The 18,705-nt window shown below is 60.9% G+C and carries 17 protein-coding genes; 12 read left to right on the forward strand and 5 right to left on the reverse strand.

Annotation, left to right across the window (positions count from 1 at the left end; genetic code table 11):
- Positions 1-838 precede the first annotated feature (838 nt).
- From ACFVTM_RS09030 to ACFVTM_RS09040, 3 genes are all read right to left on the reverse strand, one after another.
- Complete coding sequence (locus ACFVTM_RS09030) at positions 839-1,264, reverse strand: acyl-CoA thioesterase (protein WP_390203089.1); 426 nt, start codon at positions 1,262-1,264, stop codon at positions 839-841.
- An 85-nt stretch (positions 1,265-1,349) separates the two neighbouring features.
- On the reverse strand, positions 1,350-2,561 hold the full coding sequence (locus ACFVTM_RS09035; RefSeq protein WP_390203090.1) for an NAD(P)/FAD-dependent oxidoreductase: 1,212 nt from the start codon (positions 2,559-2,561) through the stop codon (positions 1,350-1,352).
- On the reverse strand, positions 2,561-3,358 hold the full coding sequence (locus ACFVTM_RS09040) for an aspartate/glutamate racemase family protein (protein WP_390203091.1): 798 nt from the start codon (positions 3,356-3,358) through the stop codon (positions 2,561-2,563). Before ACFVTM_RS09040 ends, ACFVTM_RS09035 begins: the two co-directional genes overlap by 1 nt.
- Positions 3,359-3,665: 307 nt before the next feature.
- On the opposite strand from ACFVTM_RS09040, the gene ACFVTM_RS09045 reads away from it, so the two are divergent.
- The 6 genes from ACFVTM_RS09045 to ACFVTM_RS09070 all read left to right on the forward strand — a co-directional run bounded on the left by ACFVTM_RS09045 (position 3,666) and on the right by ACFVTM_RS09070 (position 9,534).
- On the forward strand, positions 3,666-4,136 hold the full coding sequence (locus ACFVTM_RS09045; protein ID WP_390203092.1) for a MaoC/PaaZ C-terminal domain-containing protein: 471 nt from the start codon (positions 3,666-3,668) through the stop codon (positions 4,134-4,136).
- A complete protein-coding gene (locus ACFVTM_RS09050; RefSeq protein ID WP_390203093.1) occupies positions 4,106-5,665 on the forward strand; it encodes a class I adenylate-forming enzyme family protein in 1,560 nt (519 codons plus the stop codon). The genes ACFVTM_RS09045 and ACFVTM_RS09050 overlap by 31 nt, the downstream gene beginning before the upstream one ends.
- Positions 5,662-6,573 (forward strand): nitrilase-related carbon-nitrogen hydrolase, encoded by a 912-nt coding sequence (locus ACFVTM_RS09055; RefSeq protein WP_390203094.1) that lies wholly within the window; start codon positions 5,662-5,664, stop codon positions 6,571-6,573. The genes ACFVTM_RS09050 and ACFVTM_RS09055 overlap by 4 nt, the downstream gene beginning before the upstream one ends.
- Positions 6,566-7,018 (forward strand): acyl-CoA thioesterase, encoded by a 453-nt coding sequence (locus tag ACFVTM_RS09060; RefSeq protein ID WP_390203095.1) that lies wholly within the window; start codon positions 6,566-6,568, stop codon positions 7,016-7,018. Before ACFVTM_RS09055 ends, ACFVTM_RS09060 begins: the two co-directional genes overlap by 8 nt.
- Positions 7,008-8,051 carry an NAD(P)H-dependent flavin oxidoreductase gene (locus ACFVTM_RS09065; protein WP_390203096.1) on the forward strand — a complete coding sequence of 348 codons (1,044 nt, stop codon included), beginning with the start codon at positions 7,008-7,010 and terminating at the stop codon, positions 8,049-8,051. Before ACFVTM_RS09060 ends, ACFVTM_RS09065 begins: the two co-directional genes overlap by 11 nt.
- A 631-nt stretch (positions 8,052-8,682) precedes the next feature.
- The gene (locus tag ACFVTM_RS09070) at positions 8,683-9,534 is read left to right on the forward strand and encodes an IS3 family transposase (RefSeq protein WP_390203098.1); all 852 of its coding nucleotides are present in this window, start codon (positions 8,683-8,685) and stop codon (positions 9,532-9,534) included.
- Positions 9,535-9,608: 74 nt separating this feature from the next.
- Here ACFVTM_RS09070 and ACFVTM_RS09075 read toward each other — a convergent pair whose 3' ends face one another.
- Positions 9,609-11,291 carry a helix-turn-helix domain-containing protein gene (locus tag ACFVTM_RS09075; RefSeq protein ID WP_390203099.1) on the reverse strand — a complete coding sequence of 561 codons (1,683 nt, stop codon included), beginning with the start codon at positions 11,289-11,291 and terminating at the stop codon, positions 9,609-9,611.
- A gap of 197 nt (positions 11,292-11,488) precedes the next feature.
- Here ACFVTM_RS09075 and ACFVTM_RS09080 point away from each other — a divergent pair, with 197 nt between their 5' ends.
- From ACFVTM_RS09080 to ACFVTM_RS09100, 5 genes are all read left to right on the forward strand, one after another.
- Positions 11,489-12,382 carry a citryl-CoA lyase gene (locus ACFVTM_RS09080; RefSeq protein ID WP_390203100.1) on the forward strand — a complete coding sequence of 298 codons (894 nt, stop codon included), beginning with the start codon at positions 11,489-11,491 and terminating at the stop codon, positions 12,380-12,382.
- Positions 12,367-13,128 (forward strand): SDR family NAD(P)-dependent oxidoreductase, encoded by a 762-nt coding sequence (locus ACFVTM_RS09085; protein WP_390203102.1) that lies wholly within the window; start codon positions 12,367-12,369, stop codon positions 13,126-13,128. Before ACFVTM_RS09080 ends, ACFVTM_RS09085 begins: the two co-directional genes overlap by 16 nt.
- A 27-nt stretch (positions 13,129-13,155) precedes the next feature.
- Positions 13,156-14,391, forward strand: coding sequence for an NAD(P)/FAD-dependent oxidoreductase (locus ACFVTM_RS09090; RefSeq protein ID WP_390203103.1), 1,236 nt, complete (start codon positions 13,156-13,158; stop codon positions 14,389-14,391).
- Positions 14,372-15,508: an acyl-CoA dehydrogenase family protein gene (locus tag ACFVTM_RS09095; RefSeq protein ID WP_390203104.1), complete on the forward strand. Its 1,137-nt coding sequence runs from the start codon at positions 14,372-14,374 to the stop codon at positions 15,506-15,508. Before ACFVTM_RS09090 ends, ACFVTM_RS09095 begins: the two co-directional genes overlap by 20 nt.
- Before the next feature lie 106 nt (positions 15,509-15,614).
- Entirely contained in the window at positions 15,615-16,379 is a 765-nt protein-coding gene (locus tag ACFVTM_RS09100; protein WP_390203105.1) for a polysaccharide deacetylase, read from the forward strand.
- Between the two features lie 145 nt (positions 16,380-16,524).
- On the opposite strand, the gene ACFVTM_RS09105 is transcribed toward ACFVTM_RS09100, so the two are convergent.
- Positions 16,525-16,908, reverse strand: a complete 384-nt coding sequence (locus ACFVTM_RS09105) for a RidA family protein (protein ID WP_390203106.1) — start codon at positions 16,906-16,908, stop codon at positions 16,525-16,527.
- Positions 16,909-17,309: 401 nt separating this feature from the next.
- Here ACFVTM_RS09105 and ACFVTM_RS09110 point away from each other — a divergent pair, with 401 nt between their 5' ends.
- Positions 17,310-18,146 carry a substrate-binding periplasmic protein gene (locus ACFVTM_RS09110; RefSeq protein ID WP_390203107.1) on the forward strand — a complete coding sequence of 279 codons (837 nt, stop codon included), beginning with the start codon at positions 17,310-17,312 and terminating at the stop codon, positions 18,144-18,146.
- Positions 18,147-18,705: the final 559 nt, after the last annotated feature.

Raw genomic sequence — 18,705 nt, forward strand, 5'->3', positions numbered from 1 at the left:
CTAAAACATTGGGGATGGTTGGGGGAGACCTCTCGCCGCGGCTCAAGTGGCATGGCGGGGCGGGGCGCCCGAGGGCAGCGCACCCTGGTGGGTGCACCGTGGTGGACGTCCTTGGTGGGCGCGTCTTTTGTGTGCGTACTTGGTGTGCCTTGTGGGACTTTGATTTCTGCAGCCCTTGCGGACAAGTTCTGACTTCAACGCGCCCGCCGGCGTCTAGTGTGTTTCAGTCTCAGGGAGAGGCATATGACTGAAGGTGGCGTTGGCGTAACAACGACCTCTACGGCGCCATCGCCGGCGAGTAGGCTGCTCGGGGCCTTCAAATTTGGGTAGAGGGCATGGGCTCTGTTTGAAGACGTGACGGATCGCGTGATGCAGGCGAGCCGGGAGATGCAGCCGCTTCTACGTACCGTGAGCCTCAGCCGCCGACCGGCTTTTCGCGAGCATGGCCAGGTCGTCGATGACCTTGTGGATTGCCTGGGCGCGAGCTATCGGCGTCTTGTCCCTTGCAGCCTGCTGCCGCCGCTTTTGACCGGAGAGCTTGGGCGGTCGTGGGGTCGCCTCGGTTGTGGAGGATTTGTTCTGCGCGAAGGGATCGTAGAAAACTACGCGGAGCGTGTCGGTCGTGCTTTCTCTCTGGTGATTTCCCGGCAAATGGATTCATCCTTCCTTCCGCGCACGAGCATGACCGTTAGGACGGCGGCGAAAACAACGCACCGCCACAGGCTGGCGCCGGCGCCCGTCAGCTTCTCCGTTATCCGCAGACGCCGTAGCTCGCAGTCGACTGCAGCATTCAGGCGGGGGGCTGATGAGCTTCGCAAACGGGATCGGCCAGAATCCTTCAGCGGGAGGATTCATTGACCGACGTCAGTGCGTTGCGAAGAACAGATGGGAAGGCTGCGGAGGAGAAGGCGCCATCCGAGCCGCGCTCAACCCATACATGCGTGGTTTCCACGGATACAGCTACGGCGCCGTTGCTGACCACTGTGGTCCCAAAGGTGAAGGAGGAAGTTCCGACAGCGGTTGTCCAGGATTGGAGGAGGACGACATTGTCCTGCCGGAGCGGTGCGGGGTAGGCGGCGGAACAGCTCACCACCGGCAGAGCGAATCCGGAGTCAAGGATCTGGCTCAACGGGACATAACGGTCTGCGAGCCACTGGCTGAAGCTTTGCTCATGCCAGCGGAACACGGCTGCAAAGTAAATCACGCGGGCCGAGTCGGTGTCACCCAGCGATACGTGGTGGCTCCGGCTATACACAGTTTGCATGGCTGATTCCGATCTTGGGGGTGTCGTATCCGCCGAATGGGAGTGGCCCTATCCCTGACGTGGCCACTCCCATTTGGTTATCGGCTCACCAGTGAACGGTAGCGCCGGGAATTACAGGGTCCAGCTCACGGTTCCAGCGCACTTCGGTCATGTCGATCTCGGGCTCAGTTTCGGTGAGGAGCTGGCTGATGAGTTTTCCTGTCATCGGTCCGGCGGAGTTGCCGAAAACGTGGCCGGCCGCCACAACGAGCCCCGGGGCAATTTCGTCAATAACGGGAGCCATGTCAGATGTGAACGGCAAGACGCCGGCCCAGACCCGGTCGATGCCGGCCTTCTTCAGGCCAGGGAAGTCCGCGATGATGTCGTCGGCAATCGCCTTCAGGCCATCCAGGGTCGGGAAGAGGTCCACCTCGGCGGGGTAATCCATGGGGCAGCCGATGAGGATTTCTCCGTTTGCCCGCTGCGAAGCCAGTGTGAGCATTTCAAAGCCGGATTCTTCTTCGACTTTGCTGCGGAACAGGGCGTCGTCCCAGCTGGGCAGGTTGCGGAACAAAGAATAGGCCTTTGTGGCGATGGGTCCGTAAACGACGGGCTTGATCTGCTGGGGCATGGGCTTGGTGGCCATGACCTGCAAACGCTCCCGACCAATCGGGACCTCCAGTCCGCTCGCACGCAGGAGTTTTTCAGTCCATGCGCCCGAAGCGACGACAACCTTGTCGGCGAAGAAGTTGCCCTCGTTTGTCTCGACACCGATGATCCGGCCGGCGGAGAAGATCAGTTTTGAAACCGTTACCCCTTCGCGGAGGTCGGCGCCTTCGGCCCTGGCACCGGCTGCGAGGGCGGCCACGACGGTCGGCGTGTTTATCTGGGCGTCCTCGGCGCAGAAGCTGGCGCCGGCGACGTCCTCGCGTATCGGACCGACCAGGTCGCGCACCTCCTTATTCCCGATTAACGACATGTCCAGTCCGTCGGCCCGGCGAGCGGCAACAAATTCCTCGAATACCGGTGCCTGGCGTTCGTCATGGAAGTAGATGAGTCCGCCTTCAGCGCGGAACTCAAAGGGAATGGGGAGGTCCCGGCGCAGATCGTCGTAAAGTGCGCGGCCCTTCTTGGAAACGTCCAAAGCCCACCCAGGATTCCGGCAGTGAAGCCACACAAATCCGGGGTTACGTCCCGAGGCGCCGTAGCCGATGCTCTTCTGTTCGAGCAGCGTGACGTTGAGGCCTTCTCGGGCGGAGAAGTAGGCGCTGGAGGTCCCGACAAGGCCACCTCCGATGACGAGTACCGATTTGGTCATTACTTGGTCCTTTCCGCGATTACGGGAAGCTTGGTCTGGAAATACGGAGCGACGTCGGCCGCTTCGACGGGGTCGTGATCCTGGAGATTCTGGTAGTAGCCGGCCCGCGAGATTCTGTACTGCCCGGCCTTGTTCATATCGGCGAACATTTCCGCCGTCTTTACGGCGATCAGGTTGGGATTAATCACCGACAGCTCACCAAGCTTCTTGTTCCCACGAAGGTAGGCCAGCTCGTAGCAGGCGGAAACGATCGTGCAGCCAATGAGCACGGTTTCTGCACCCGTGCGGGACATGATGTCCTGGACGTGCTGGTACGTCTCGTCGGCGACTGACATGGGGTCTTCAATCATGTCGTCAACAAACCAGCCGACGGATTCCACCGACAGGCAATTGGCGTCTGAGCCGTAAATGCGAATCCGGTCCTTTATCTCGGGTACGGCCTTGTGATGGTCGGTGACGATCGCGTACCGGTGCCCGAACATGCGTGCCAGGGCCGCGGACGACTCGAGGGGTCCGATGACTGGGATGTTGACCAGCTCGCGCACCTCCGTAAGGGCCGGGTCGTAAAGGCAACCGATGACAAAAGCATCGAAACCCGCTTCTTCTGCCGCTTTCGCCGCTTTCAGGATCTCCACCTGGACGACTTGCTTCGGCGCGAAGTAGTCGAGGTTCCGGGGGCCGTCCGTCAGGTGCCAGACTTCAAGCTCGGTGCCGTCCCGCAGCGACGAACTCAAGACTTCCTTGATAATTCCGTCGTACTTGTCGGTCCCGAAGGGATTGAGGAAGCAGATGCGCATTTTTTTGACTCCGATCTAGGGCCTACTTGATCCTTCTGGATCAGACACTACGAGATGCAGAGCACAGTTGAAATCGTAAAGATTCCAAGAAATCCCTTCGCTGTTCATTGAGCCTCCAATTCAGCGCAGGGTGGCCTGGTGGTGAGCTTCTGTGGTGAGGATTTTGGAATCCTGATGAACAACGTCGAGGCCTTTGAGTGGATAGCCAATGGATGCGCTGGCGATTCTGGTTCACCATGGCAATAGACATACACGTGAGTGCGGTCCTTTCGGGGAGCACTACTAACCGGAACTGAGGACACAACCAATGACGACCGTTCAAGTAACAAATTCTCCCAGCCTGTACTTTGACGACTTTGAGATCGGCCAGGCGTGGACCAGCCCAGCCCGCACCATCACGGAGGCCGATGTGGTGATGTTTGCCGGGATCTCCGGTGACTTCAACCCACTGCACACCGATGAGGAATTCTCAAAGAACACCCAGTTCGGTGGCAGGATTTTCCACGGTCCGGGCGTCTTCGCAGTGGCGACCGGCCTGGAGTCCCGGCTGGGCATCAAGGAAGGGACAGCCATTGCGTTCCTGGGAATGACCTGGAATCTTAAGGGCCCGGTGCGGATCGGCGACACAATCCACGTCGAACAGGCAGTGGCGACCAAGAAGCCTTCTTCGTCCAAACCCGACCGGGGCATCGTGACCTTTGACGTTTCGGTAGTAAACCAGAAGGGCGAAGTGTGCCAGGACGGCCAGTGGGTCGTGATGTTCAAGCGGGCCGGCTGATGACACCGAAGACTTTCCCTGACCGGCTGCGGGCGCTGGCCGCCCTGCATCCGGAACGACCTGCACTTACCCAAGCCGGACTGTCTGTGAGTTATTCGGAACTCGATCACGCCGCTGACTATCTGGCCCAGAGCCTGGCGGAAGCCGGCGCAAAAGCCGATACGCGGGTGATTCTGATGGCCGACAACTCCGCAGCGTACCTTGCTGCCGCCGTCGCGATCTGGCGAACAGGCGCCGTACTGACCACCCTTTATGCGTCTTCCTTGCCGGATGAAGTGGCCTATGCGCTTGAGAACTCCGGGGCAACTCTGGTGGTGGCGGATTCACGCGCAGCAGCGCTCATCCGTAGGCTCGAAGGGCATCCGCCCGTCCAGATTCTCGATGACGTTGAGCTATTCGGGCCGTCCGCCACGGTCCAGACGAAACCCAATACTCCGGCCGCAGAAGTCGACCCGGCAGCGCTGGCCCTGATCTGCTACACATCCGGATCCACGGCGCGACCGAAAGCGGTCATGCATTCCCACGCCGGGCTCCTCGACGCGGCCGACGCTTATGCTGCGGTATGGCATCTCTCGGCGTCTGACCGGACGGTCGTCTGTCTGCCCATGGCGTGGGCCTTCGGCCTCGTGACCACGTCCATGGCGACACTTGTCTCCGGCGGAGAAGTCCTTATTTTGGCCCGCACGAAGCCGGATCTTATTATCGATGCCGTATCCCGGCTGCGGGGGACATTCCTGGCCGGTGTCACAACGATGTTCGTCAAACTCGCCGAGCGCCTTGAAGAACTCGAGGTCCAACCGAACATGAGTTCGCTTCGGCTGTGCATTTCCGGCGGCGAACCGCGCAACGAACCGGTATTCGCCCGCTGGACCGCTCTCGCCGGGTGCCCGGTCCATGATGTTTACGCCGCCTCCGAGTGTTTCCCCGCCGTGACTTACGATCCTCACCAGGATCCGGTACCGGTACCGGGTTCCTCCGGGAAAGTCGCGCCGGGGGCACAGATGCGTATCGTCGACGACGCCGGGAACGACGTTCCCTCCGGTCAGGCGGGGGAAGCGCTCTGGCGAGGTCCCGCTCATTTCCTCGGATACTGGAAGGATCCCGAGCAGACACGAAAGGTTCTCACGGCAGACGGATGGTACCGCACCAGCGACCTGGTCAGCGTCGATGAGCGAGGCTACGTCTTTGTGCAAGGCAGGCTGTCGGACATGATCATACGAGGTGGCAGCAACGTCTCACCGGCCGAGGTCGAAGGTGTCCTGAACGCCCATCCCTCCATCCGGTCCGCAGCCATTGTCGGCCTGCCGGACGAACACTACGGCGAGCAGGTCGTTGCGGCCGTGATCCTGCAGCCAGGAACGCGGCTGGACGCCGAGGATCTGCGCAAATACTGCGCCACCAGATTGGCCGGATACAAAGTGCCCGGCGAATTCATCCCCGTCGATTCCCTCCCGGTTAATCCCCGCACCGAAAAAGTGGACCGCCGCGCACTCAAAGCCTCGCTCTCCAAGGAAGGAAGTCTCGCATGAGTACCCTGCGCATCGCCACCACTCAATTCGAACTGCGGGCTGAAGCCTCGCTGGATACGTTCGCACAACACATCAATGACATAGTTGCCGCCGCAGCGGCCGACGGCGCTCGGCTCGTGCTGCTGCCGGAACTGGTGACGACCGGTCTGCTAGCCAGCCACCGGAATCCAGCAGAACTGGATGCAGCACACATCGGAAGCGTGTACCGGACGCTCTTCCCGCTCATCGCCGACCACTACGTCGACCTGATGGGCTCCATTGCGAGAAGACACAACATCATCATCGGCGGTGCAAGCAACATCCGCCGGCTGCCCGATGACAGCCTTCGCAACACGGCCTACCTTTTCCATCCCAACGGCAACGTCGACGCTCAGGACAAACTTCACCTGACACCGCCGGAACGTGCGATGGGCATCACCGCCGGCGACACGGTCACGACCGCCCAGATCGAGGGATTCACCGTTGCGCTGCAGATCTGCGCCGACATCGAGTTCCCCGAAGTCAGCCGACACCTCGCTCTTCAGGGGACCAATCTGATCCTTGCCCCGTCACTGACCTGGAACAGCAGGGGGGCCAACCGCGTCCGCTACGGCGCCCACGCCCGCGCCATGGAAAACCAGCTGTACGTCGCTGTTTCACCACTGGTCGGTTCAAACGGTATCCCGCAAGGCTCAGCCCTGCACTGCACCGGCTACGCCATGGTGACAACCCCGCTGGACCGTACGTTCGGCATCAACGACGGCGTCTTGGCTGCCCACGAAGACAACCGGCAGGAAGGCTACATCATTGCCGACGTGGATCCGGCACTGGTCGAGGCATCACGGTCAAACCCGGAGCCGCCGGGCTTGAAGTATGTGAGGCCAGATCTCTATGAAGCTCTGCGTGCAGGGGAGTCGCTGCGTGCCTGAGACACCGTTCATCAACAGACTCCGGGTCAGATACCACGAGACCGACCCCCAGCGGTTCGTTTTCAACTCCCGCTACCTTGAATATGCGGATGTATCCATGGCCGAGTACTTCAGAGACCTCGGCTGGAGCTATCCCGAACTCCTCGATCTGGACTTCGATCCGTCCGTGGTGAGGACCGAGATTAGCTATCTGCGGCCCATCTATCTCGATGACCTCGTGGACATCGAAGTCTGCTGTACAAGGGTCGGCACTTCGAGTTTCACGCTCGTATTCTCTTTTATGGTTGCCGGCGAACAGGTGTGCAGAATCGAGAGCGTCTACGTCAACGTCTACCCGGTGACCGGCAAGTCACGACCCATCCCCGAGGCCATAGCCCGGCAGATTCAGGCCTCCAGACTGGAGCCAACATCGGCGACAGGAGCGGTAGAAGCAAATGAAAACTGACATCACCGAACTCCTCGGTATCGACCACCCCATCCTGTCCGCAGGCATGGCCAGGGTTTCCCAGGCGGATCTTGTGGTTGCCGTCAGCAACGCCGGCGGTATGGGGTGCCTGGGAGGGGTCAGCTTCATGCCTGCCGAACTGCAGGCGGAGATCAGGAACATCAAGTCGCGCTGCAGTAAACCCTTCGCCGTGAACCTGTTGCTTCCCGGTGTCCTTACCTCAGACGAGGACTCGAGCTGGGCGCCCGTACGTGAACTGTGGGACAGGCTGTCGAGCGCCGATCGAAGGAAGCTAAAGGGCGTGGAGGCCCTGCTGACTAAAGGAGCGGTCCGGGACCAGATCGACGTGGTGATGGACGAGGCCCCGGCGGTCATCATCCTGACCTTCGCGACGCCCAGTGACTTCATCGCCCAGTGCCACAGCCGGGGCATCCTCGTGGGTGCCCTGACCGGATCCATAGGCGGTGCGCGAAAAGCCGAGGAGGCGGGGGCAGACTTCGTCATCGGGCAGGGAACGGAAGGCGGGGGACACACCGGCCACGTCGGCACCATGGCCCTCATCCCAGGCATCGTCGATGCGGTGTCGCTGCCCGTCCTGGCCGCCGGGGGAATCAGCGACGGCCGTGGACTGGCCGCTGCACTGACGCTGGGTGCCTCCGGAGTCTGGGTGGGAACGAGGTTTATCGCATCCGAGGAAGCCTACGGTCACGATTCCTTCAAGCAGCGCGTTGTGAATGGCCAGAGCAAGGACACCGTGCTTACCAGGTCGTATACGGGCAAGCCCCTCCGCACCTTCCGCAATGACTGGACCGCGGAATGGGAACACCGGACCGGGGAAATCCAAGGGTTCCCCGGGCAATATGCCGTAGCCGGTCCGCGTGTTGAGACCGGCTATCAGGACGGAGACATGGCCGAAGGCATGATGCCGGCCGGTCAGGGCATCCAGACGGTGACCGAGATTCTTCCGGCGGGCCGAATCGTGACCGACATGGTCGACCACGCCGAAGCGCTCTTGCGGCGTCTGGCACACTAGGGCAGCGGCTCACTCTGGGCCGGCCGGGGGATCTATTCTCGGTCGGCCCCTTTTTATGTTTCTGCTGCGAGAGGCCCCGGGCCTCCGTGAACTGCTCCCCGGAAGTTGGACTGAGAAATTCAGTTCTGACTCCCGGGGAGCAGTTTTTTGCATTGAGATAGTTCGTTGTCCGTTGATCAGCGCGCGTCCGCTGTAGCGTGGTTTGAGAAAGGCCTTGCAGATACGGCGACAGCCAGCCTGCTGGGCGTGTCCCGCTGGCCGGTCAGAAAACTTTATCGGCGGTGGAGGATTCGTGGTCAAGGAGCGCTGGTGACCAAACCGACGAAACAGTCATACTCTTTCGACTTCAAGCTCGCGTTGGTCGAACGGTTCCTCGCCGGTGAAGCTGCCCCAGAGCTGGCAGCCGAGGCTGACCTGTCTTCACCTGTGTTGCTGAAGTCATGGGTGCGTGCCTTCGGCGCGAGGGCGCGGACGCATTGCGGCCAAAGCCTAAGGGCCGGCCTCGGAAGTCCGACGCCCCACCGCCGACGGAAACATCCGAGCTGGAGCGGTTGCGCCGGGAGAACGAGCGGTTGCGGGCCGAAGTGGCGTACCTGGGAAAATTACGGGCCTTGAGGGCTCAAAAACAACGGTGAAGGTCCAGGCCTTCATCGCCCTCAAGGCTGACTTTCCGCTGCCGGTTCTGCTGCAGGTCACCGGTCTTGCCCGGTCGACTTTCTTCTACCACCAGGCCCGCCTCCTGGCTCCCGATCCGCATGAGGCGATCAAGGCCGCGATCACGAACATCTTCACCACGAACCACGCCCGCTACGGGCACCGCCGTATCCACACGGAGTTGCGTAGCGAAGGATGGATCGTTGCGAAGATGACTGTGCTGAAGCTGATGCGCTCACTCGGACTGGCCTGCAAGGTCCGGAGGAAGCGCTATAACTCCTACCAAGGCGAACAGGGCACCGCTGCGCCGAACCGGCTGAACCGCGAGTTCGACGCCACGGCCCCGAACCAGAAATGGGTAACGGACGTAACCGAGTTCAGCGTCGGCGACCGGAAACTCTACCTCTCACCGGTCATGGACCTCTTCGACCGCCAGATCATCGCCCACACCATCGGCACGTCCCCGAACCTGGAACTCACAAACACCTCGCTGCGCGAGGCCTTGACGTGTCTGGAGCCCGGTCAGCAACCGCTCGTGCATTCAGACCAGGGCTTCCAGTACCGGCACGCTTCCTGGCGCACCCTCCTTAAGGACGCCGGAGCGGTCCAGTCGATGTCCCGAAAAGGCAACTGCTACGACAACGCGGTGATGGAGAACTTCTTCGGCCACCTCAAAGAAGAGATGTTCCACAATGTCCGGCATATCAGCATCGACGTGCTGGCCGCGCAACTGAACGACTACATCCACTGGTACAACACGAAACGGATCTCGACAAAGCTCGAGGGCCAGAGCCCGGTGCAATACCGGGTCCAGGCCCTCTCGGCTTAGGATCTTATTTGGCCAGTCCAACTTTCGGGGCCCAGTTCACCGACTCCTTAACCCGTGATGCCGCAGAATGCACGTCACTCCGGGAGTACGGCGCCGAGTCCCGAGGGGGAAGGGGCCCGCCCGGGGGTCTCGAGGGGACTGTCGATGGCCGCGGCGTTTCTTGCCACGGTTCCGCCCACGGTTTCGAGCGCGCGGGGACGGACTGTGCTGGAGGCGCCTCGGGCGCCTTCTGCCATCAGTGCCAGCTGAACGGCCGCTATGGTCTCGGGCGATCGCAAGGAACCGCCCACGATCTCCTCGATCTTCAGGATGCGGTAGCGCAGGGAATTGTGGTGGATATGGAGGGTCCGGGCCGCCGTCATGACATCCAGCTCCGCCTCAAAGAACGCCTGGAGCGCCTCCAACAGTATCGGCTTGGACTTAATAGGTCCGATAATGCCGGCCGACCACTCCGCCATGCGTTCGATGCCGACGTGGGCCAGCAGACGGGTCGTGAATTCAAACTCGTCATAGGTGAACAGGCGGGAGCCGCGCAGCCGGCGCGCCTGCTGCAGAGCGAGCACCGCGTCATGATGTGACGTCCGCACATCGCGGACGTGGCCGATAGCCCGGCCCATGCCAATCAGCAGCCCCTTATCATCGGTGAGAAGCTTTCCCAGGGCCGTTTCTCTGACTTTGGGGTCAGCTTCAACCAAGACAACCGTTCCGGTGGCCAGGCGGCTTATCAGCAGCGCATCGGCATTCTGTCCGAAGGCTTTCACTACGCGTTCGGCCAACGGAACCGCGGCTGCCGTCCCCTTCGCCTTTGGTCCAAACCTGACAAGTTCCAGGACGCGCACCTCCCTGGCAAAACTAATGCCGAGCGCCGAGGCTCTCTCAGCAAGTGTCTCGGGATTGTCGTGCGGCTCCAGTTCCAACAGCTGGCTAAGGATCGAGCTCCGAACGGCGCGGTCCTGATTATCTACCAGAACGTCGATGCGGTCCGCTGCATCGATCAGCGACGCAGTGACACGGGCAGCGGCACGGACAAAAGAATTCAGGAACTGTTCTCGGCGGCTGCCGACGATTAGCCATCGGACCGGTTTCGCCAAGGACTCCTCGAGCCGGATGGCCAGGGCATTCCAACCGGAGACGTTGAGTTCCAGTTCCGGAAAAGAGGAGCCGGCGATCTCGTCACGCAGCAGTTTGAAGGGAAGCACCCCTTCTGACACCTCAACGTCGCCCAGGGCCGATGTCATGCCGGCGGAGGCACCGCAAAGCTTGGCCAGGCGGCCCAGGAGCGCGCTCACCGTTTCGTGGGGTCCGAGCGCTGCCACCAGCGACTGCTGCATGGTCAGCATCTTGTTGAACCGCACGGCGTCCGGGCTGGACTGGAACCGATTCACCGTGTCTATGAGGTCTGAGAACCGGGTAGTCTGCGGGACTTCCAACACGGGGATCTCCCGCTCGGCCAAGTTCTGAATGAGTCGTGACCTGGACTCCGGCCTGTAACTTTCCGGCATCGCCACAGCGGCGGCATCGATCTCTACGGCTTTTTGAACGAACTTCTCCAGATCCTCGGGCGACCGAGGCATGGAACCAAGGATCAGAACGAGTTCGTGTTGCCCGAGGCCCTCCATGTCCTCGACTTCGACCACGATCTGCGCCGAAGCTATGATTCGTGTTCGGGCCGCAACAGCGACGCTGAGGGGACGTAGCTGTAACGCCGGATGAGTGAGGACGTCAGCTACCGTGCAGGGCCTGGAGTCATCGGGCACGGGCCCTCCGAGCGATCAAGGCGGAGTCCGGTGCACAGTCTGCCGCGGCACGGAGAGGAACAGGGAGCATGCACTTAATTCTAATCTTGCCGCCTTGGAAACAGACGGTCAGGGCGTAGTGGGAAATACGAAAAGCCATCAAATAAGGTGGAAAGCTCACAGTATCCGGTTGGCTGGGCGCCGCATAGGCTTCCCATATGCACGTAAACTCAGCACCCCAGACAGGGGCGAATACCTCGGGCGCCGCAGGTCCGGCGGCCCCCGCGCAGCCTGCGGCAGACACTCCCAAATACTGGTCCACCTCCGTTAGCCGGGTAACACCTTCAAAGGTCTACATCCGGGGATACGACCTGGAGGACATGATTGGCCACGTGCCGTTCGCAGCATCAACCTTCCTCTTACTGCGGGGCAGGCTTCCCAGCCCGGCCGAGGCCGGCATCCTTGACACTGTTCTGTCCGCGATCCTCGACTACTCACTTCAGAAATCAGGAACGGTTGCGGCACGCTACGTGGCGTCGGCGAACCCGAATATGGCCGCGGCTCTGGCTACCGGCGTGCTGGGCGTTGGTAAAAACACCATGGACCCCGCCGACACCGCGCGCTTTTGCGTTGATGCCTATGCGCGTTACGAAGCCAGCGGCAAGGCGCCGGAAGTGCTGGCGACGGAGATCGTAGAGGAACTGCGTGCGACGAAGCAGCGCATCCCCGGGCTAGGCCATCCTGCCTTCCGGTACGTAGACCCGCGGGCACAGAAGCTCCGCGCCCAAGCCGTAGCTGCCGGGGTCTGGGGTCCCCGGGCCGAATTTTTCGAGGAGATCTTCCGGGCGTTCACCCGTCTGCCCGGCAAGGAATCCATCGTGCTCAACGACATTGGCATGATGGCCTTGGTTCTAGTGGAAATGGGCTTCACCCCGGATGAAACCACCGGACTGGCGATTCTGTCCACGCTTCCGGGCGTCGTCGCCCACGTAGCGGAGGAATTGCGCCAGGGACGCCCCATCCGCACCGTTCCCGAGGGATCGGCCGAGTACGACTTGTCAGAAAAGAACTTTAAGAAGGATTGGAGTGACGCCGGATGGGCCGCAGAGTAGCCATCACAGGAGCGGGCGCGGGCATTGGCCGGGCCATCGCCGCAGGTTTCGCCGGGCGGGGAGACAGCGTCTATCTCGGAGATATCTCCGAGGACCGGCTGGCCGAAGCCAAAGCTGCCATCGTCGGTGACGTGCACACCGTACATTTGGACGTCTCCGACTATGAATCAATGGAAGCGTTCATCAACCAGGCCGCAGGCAACGACGGCCTGGACGTCCTGGTCAACAACGCCGGACTGTTCGATGGCTACGCCAGCATCGACGAAACGTCCCCGCAGTTGTGGAAGAAGATCATCGACGTAAACCTCACCGGATACTTCAACGGCTGCAAGGCGGCACGCGCGGCCATGAGGGGCAAAAAAGGCCGCATCATCAACATCGGCTCGGTGGCTGGACAGCATGGTGCCGCAGACGGCCTGGCCTATGCCGCCAGCAAAGCCGGCATCGAGGGCATGACGCGCCGCCTGGCGGTTGATGTGGGCCCGGATGGGATCACCGCCAACGTCGTGGCCCCGGGCGTGACCGCCACGAACATTCGGGCCAATTCGGGCAAGGAACTTGGTAACTTGGTCGACATGAACCGCGGTGTGGGGGCTTCCTCCGAATTGATGGACTTCCTGATCCCCATGAAGCGTTCGGGCCAGCCCGAAGAGGTTGCTGAACTGGTGCTGTTCCTGGCCAGTCCGCAAGCGTCGTACATCACAGGTCAGGTAATTCACGTTGACGGCGGATGGCACGCTACGTAGCGGTGCCCGGAACCAAAGGATCAAAAAATGATGTTGGACCAGGCAGACATTGTCGTCGTCGGCGGCGGAATCGTCGGACTTTCCACTGCTTATGCTCTGAAGAAGCGGGGTTACGACGTCGTACTGGTTGAACAGCGATTCTTAGCTTTCGGCGCTTCAGGGCGGAACTCGGGCGGCATCTGGGTGCAGTCCATGGCTGCCGGCGCCGAACTGGAACTCGTGCGCCGGAGCGTCGGCATGCTAACTGACTTCGAAGGTGAGCTGGGCCCGACCTTCGATTTCTCCCACTCCGGGGGCCAGTTCTTCTTCGAAACGGATGCTCAGCGGGACGCCCTAAAGCCCTACGTGAAAGACCGGAAGAAGCTGGGGATCTCTGCCGAGTTCATCACGGCGGCCGAAGCCCGTGAGGCGGGCCCCGGCGTGCCCGACTCGGCTATCGGGGCGGTCTACTCAGCCGATGATGCGAAGATGAGCACGTCGAAATTCGTGCGTGGGCTGGGACAGTTGGCCAGACGCCTCGGTATCAGGGTCTATGAGAACACTCCGGCACTCAGCCTGATTCGAAGCGGCGACGCCATCACCGGCATCCGCACCGTCCGCGGGCACGTCATGGGCGGCGGTGTCGTGTGGTGCGCCGGACCTTGGGCCGCAAACCTTGACTCGGAAGGCATCGAACTGCCGCTCAACCTCGTCCGGGTAGGATTGCTGACCACGCAGCCGATCCGCGCCACGCTACGATCCATGACGCGAGGTCCACTCGGGGCGCGGCACGTCAGTGCGTTGAGGGCCCTCCCTGATTTCGAACCCACGGTCTTCGACCCAAGCATTCCCGAAGTCGGAAAGCCTGGCTATGAAGACATAGTCGTGCAGGACGGGGACGGAAACCTCCTCATCGGCCACACGTTGGACGAGGCAAACTCCCTGAACCCGCACATCACCATGGAATCATCGCGCACGATGATCGACACCATCTTGCAGCGACGCCCCGAATATGGAGAACTGGGCGTGACCGGCCTCTGGGCCGGCATCGTCGGAAACACGCCGGACCGGCTGCCCATCATCGACAAAGTCGAAGGACTCTACATCAACACAGGCCATTCATCCGGGGCAGGTACCGGACCCTTTGCCGGAGAGTTGATGGCGCAGCTTGTCACGGGCGAGACGCCCTCGATGCCGCTGGAGACTTTCGCGCTGTCCCGCCCCACACTTTCCACAGGTTTCGACACAGAAAGCGAAGACACCTATGCAGGACACCGTATCTGACGACGATCAGCATTTCCTCGCGGAAATTACTTGCTTTATCGACGAGGAAGTTATTCCCGTCGCAGACGGACAGGACGCCGCTGAGGAGTACCCCGTTGTCCTGATCAAACGCATGAAGGAACTGGGTTTCTTCGCGGCGAGCGGACGCTCCCTCGTCACGTATTCTCTTGCGCTGGAGGAACTGGCGCGCGGGTGGCTCAGCCTGATCCCCGTGGCCAACGCACACACGTCCTCTGTCTGGACCGTCAAGAATCACGGGACGGAGGCACAGAAAGATACATGGCTGAAATCCCTGAAGTCCGGAGAGATCATCTCCTGCCTAGGACTCTCCGAGCCGCACGCCGGATCAGACTTGCAAAACACTCGGTCCGCAGCCCGGCCGCAGGACAGCGGATGGGTCATTGACGCTCACAAAACCTACATCACGCACTCGGACCACAGCGACGCGATGATGATCCTGGTCCGCACCGCGCCATGGGAACCCGGCAGCCCTGGCCTTTCACTGTTCATGCTCCGCCGCGACGAGTGGCAGATAATCCGCAAACTGCCCAAACTTGGCACCAAGGGCGTTGAGACCTGCGAGATTGAAGTCAAAGCCCTTCACGTACCCAATGACCGGCTGATTGGTGGCATCCCAGGACGCGGCTTTGCCCAAGTCATGGACGCCCTGGAAGTTGGACGCCTGGCAGTTGCCTCCGCTGCTGTTGGAGTGGGACGCAGCGCCCTGTGGAACGCCGTCGAGTACACCAAAACCAGGGAGGCATTCGGAGCCAAGGTGTCCGACATGCCTGCGGTCCAGACGAGCCTCGCTGTGCTGGCCAACAAGCTGGCCGCAGCCAAAGCCCTGACGCTGCAGGCGGCCAGCCGCAAAAACGAAGGCGGTCGGCATGACCTCGAGACCTCCGCCGCCAAGGTCGTCGCCGCGGAGGCCGCCGTCGAGATAGCACTGAAGGCCATGGAACTGGCCGGCGGCAGCGGCTACATCGAAGACAACCGCTTCGCGCGGCTGCTGCGCGACGCGACACTCTTCCTGGCAGGCGAGGGCGCCAATGGCGTTCTCAATGCTCTCATCGGGAACAAGATCGCCTCCGGCCGCACCGACCTCAGCTGGATCTGACACCTTCCTCCCCCTTAGACCGGAGACCACCATGCCCTTGGCCTTACCTCCTGGCAAACGCCTGGCTGTATCCATTTCGTCTGACTTTGACGCCCACAGTGTCTGGATGGGTACGTTCGGTACCGCCTCGCCCACGTATCTCTCACGCGGAGAGTTCGGGGCCGAGGTCGGCGTTCCCAGGTTGTTGGAGACCTTCCGCAGGTACGGCATCAAGACCACCTGGTGCATCCCCACCCACACCATGCAAACGTTTCCAGGACAATGCGAGGCAGTGATCGCGGACGATCATGAGATAGCAGCGCACGGTGTCTACCATGAGGCGATCACCAAGCTTGAACCGGCAGAGGAACGCCGGCTAATGGAACTGCAAATACGTCAACATGAAAAGTTCGTCGGTCGCCGCCCGAGCGGGTACAGGTCACCGGCCTGGGACTTCTCTGAGACCACGTTGCAGCTGCTGGAGGAATTCGAATTCGACTGGGACTCGTCTCTTATGGGCCGCGATTTTGAAGCCTACCGGCCACGACCTGTCATCAGTCAAAACCGCGAAGAGGGCAACGTTTTTGGCCCGCCAAGCACCGTCCTGGAAATCCCTGTCTCCTGGTACCTGGATGACTTTCCTGCCTTGGAAAATCTCCCACGAAGCATCAGCATGTCCTCGACCGGGGACGTTCTAAAACGGTGGACTGACCTCTTCGATTTCGCGTACAACCGCGTTCCCAACGGAGTATTTTCTCTGGCCCTGCACCCCCAGACCATCGGGCGCGGCCACCATCTGATGATGCTTGAACAGTTCCTTGACCACGTGTCAGGGCACAGCGGCGTGTGGTTCGCGCCCATAAGCGACATCGCCTCCTGCTGGCAGGACTAAACACAGGCTCTCGATTCTGATGCAGAACAGCATCCCGTTCCCCGCGGCGTGCAGCGAACAGCCGGAGTTCCGCGAGCGATAACCCACAAACCAAAGGGAGCCCCGCGTTAGCGTGGCGCCCTTTGGTTCCCAGTCCGGGGTGGATCTACTGCGGGATTGCCGCGATCACTTCAATCTCGATCAGGTGCTCAGAGTCCCAAAAGCTCGGGACTTCAATACCAACACTCGCCGGCCGGACATCGCCGAACACCTCGCTGCGCAACGTCGCAAGCTCTGCGATCGAATGCAGGTTGGTGACGTAGATGGTTGTTCTAATCACGTTGGAGAAGCTGCTTCCTGCCTCCTCGAGGATATTCCGAAGATTGTCGAAGACCTGCCTTGCCTGTTCAACGATGTTGTTCCCCACAGTTTTTCCCTCCGCATCGACTGGCAGCTGGCCGGTCGTGAAGAGCAAATTTCCGTATGACACCGCATGGCTGTAATGCGATCCTGCCGGGGCATTTCTTGCCGAGTTGATCTCCTGGCGCATTATTTGCGCTTCCTTCCATAGTTCCTAGTGCCTGTCCACCGTGCCGAGCGTGCACGGCACAGCTCGAACAAGCCTCGCGGCAGCACCGATTTCGTAATTGCGCGATGGTCCAATCTTCACCGAGGAGGCGCGGCCCCCATATTGGTGAGCCGCCCAAAAACTCGCGTGCATTTCAGCGATGTCACAGCATGCAACGACGCGGCCGGCCAGGTGTGAACTGGACCACAAGACCCTGCGCCATCTTTCGGTAGTTTTCCAATTCCTCGCCCTTTTTCACGGGCCTAGCCTTGCACTAAGAGCACGCAAGCGAACCCCGCGACGGGCTGGACCAAGGCCTTCGCCGGATCCACGCCTCGCTTAGCCCGCCGGCGCAGCTCGTCGACCCACTAGAAGAGGATGCTATGAAGACACGTATCTACGCCACCGTCTCCGCCGTAATCGCAACTGCAGCCATGTTGTCCGGCTGTGCCGGAGGTTCAGCCAGCGCTGTATCTGCAAGTTGTACACCCGCATCGACGTTTAAGACCCTCAACGCTGGCACCCTGTCCGTAGTCGGACCCGACTACCCCCCACTGTTCACCTATGAGAACCAGACGTTAGGCGGTGTAGACGGCAAGATCCTTCAGGGGTTCGCTGAAGCTAACTGCCTCAATCCGGACACGAAATTGCTCCCTTCCGCCTCCGTCATCGAAACGCTGAAGGGAGGACAAGCTGACATCGCTGCCGGCGGCTGGTATCCGACCGCCGAACGGGCAAAGGTAGTCGCCCAGACTGAAGCCGCCTACGGGGACCCTGCGGTGCTTGTGGGCAAGAACCCGTCGGGACGCATTGAAGACTACAAGGACAAGAAGGTGGGAACGACTCAGGGCTACCTGTGGGTCGATGACTTGGTGAAGTGGGGCGGGGACAACGTGAAGCTCTACCAGTCACCGGATGCCGTCTATCAGGATCTCACCAACGGCCGTATCGATGTGGCCGTGATGGCCGTGAACGAAGCAGCCTACAGGCTGAGCAAGTCATCCGGGTCCGGGCTGTCCTATGTGGCGCTGGAAAAGACCGACCTGATCGAGGCAACGCAGCATCCCGCAGTCACCAATCTGCCCCACACCAAGGACAACCCTGAACTGACAGCGGCGCTCAACACCTACCTGGACAAGATACGCAAGGACGGATCCCTCGCCAAGATTCTCCAGGAGTACGGCATTGATCCGAAGGAAGCCAACCCCGCCACAAACTAGCCCGGCCACCACCAGAAGGCGGGATGTACGCAGCTGACGCCGTGTGCATCCCGCCTCACGTCATCCCCGAATCGGCTGGCAAGAATTTCAACGTACCCACCATGGCTAACCTAGGGCGCACATCCCACGAATCCTCCCCAGTCAATGAGCCCCCGCCGGCCGGTCATAACCGGGATTGGTTCCTAAGATCCGTCCAAACCTCGGAAAATATCGCAGACGATGGCGAGTTCGTGCTCGCCTTCGGAGGGTTGCCCCGACGAAACGTCGAGAAAAGCCCCCGTGGAGTAGTAGCGCACGTCAACGGACCCTGGCAGGACCGCTGTGAGGCGGCCGACGTCGAATTTGCGGTGGTGACGCCTTCCTACCGTGACTCGTGCTCTCAATTGACCTTGGTGACTTGCGTGGCGCTGGATACCGCTACAGCCGGTTCGGATGTGGCCCCTATGCTGGGCCTTTTCACGTCCTGCTCGTTGAGAGTCTTTTCGATGCCGATTTTAGTAAATCGGTGTTCTGACATGTTGTTCAACCCTGGAATTTCGTTTGACGACGACGGGAACCA

The organism is Arthrobacter sp. NPDC058130, from assembly GCF_042884475.1.
Lineage (GTDB): Bacteria > Actinomycetota > Actinomycetes > Actinomycetales > Micrococcaceae > Arthrobacter.

Excerpts from the sequence above, each read along its gene's own strand:
- ACFVTM_RS09030 (WP_390203089.1), bottom strand. The coding sequence starts at position 1,264 with ATGCAAACTGTGTATAGCCGGAGCCACCACGTATCGCTGGGTGACACC.
- ACFVTM_RS09035 (WP_390203090.1), bottom strand. The coding sequence starts at position 2,561 with ATGACCAAATCGGTACTCGTCATCGGAGGTGGCCTTGTCGGGACCTCC.
- ACFVTM_RS09040 (WP_390203091.1), bottom strand. The coding sequence starts at position 3,358 with ATGCGCATCTGCTTCCTCAATCCCTTCGGGACCGACAAGTACGACGGA.
- ACFVTM_RS09045 (WP_390203092.1), top strand. The coding sequence starts at position 3,666 with ATGACGACCGTTCAAGTAACAAATTCTCCCAGCCTGTACTTTGACGAC.
- ACFVTM_RS09055 (WP_390203094.1), top strand. The coding sequence starts at position 5,662 with ATGAGTACCCTGCGCATCGCCACCACTCAATTCGAACTGCGGGCTGAA.
- ACFVTM_RS09065 (WP_390203096.1), top strand. The coding sequence starts at position 7,008 with ATGAAAACTGACATCACCGAACTCCTCGGTATCGACCACCCCATCCTG.
- ACFVTM_RS09080 (WP_390203100.1), top strand. The coding sequence starts at position 11,489 with ATGCACGTAAACTCAGCACCCCAGACAGGGGCGAATACCTCGGGCGCC.
- ACFVTM_RS09085 (WP_390203102.1), top strand. The coding sequence starts at position 12,367 with ATGGGCCGCAGAGTAGCCATCACAGGAGCGGGCGCGGGCATTGGCCGG.
- ACFVTM_RS09090 (WP_390203103.1), top strand. The coding sequence starts at position 13,156 with ATGATGTTGGACCAGGCAGACATTGTCGTCGTCGGCGGCGGAATCGTC.
- ACFVTM_RS09095 (WP_390203104.1), top strand. The coding sequence starts at position 14,372 with ATGCAGGACACCGTATCTGACGACGATCAGCATTTCCTCGCGGAAATT.
- ACFVTM_RS09100 (WP_390203105.1), top strand. The coding sequence starts at position 15,615 with ATGGGTACGTTCGGTACCGCCTCGCCCACGTATCTCTCACGCGGAGAG.
- ACFVTM_RS09105 (WP_390203106.1), bottom strand. The coding sequence starts at position 16,908 with ATGCGCCAGGAGATCAACTCGGCAAGAAATGCCCCGGCAGGATCGCAT.
- ACFVTM_RS09110 (WP_390203107.1), top strand. The coding sequence starts at position 17,310 with ATGAAGACACGTATCTACGCCACCGTCTCCGCCGTAATCGCAACTGCA.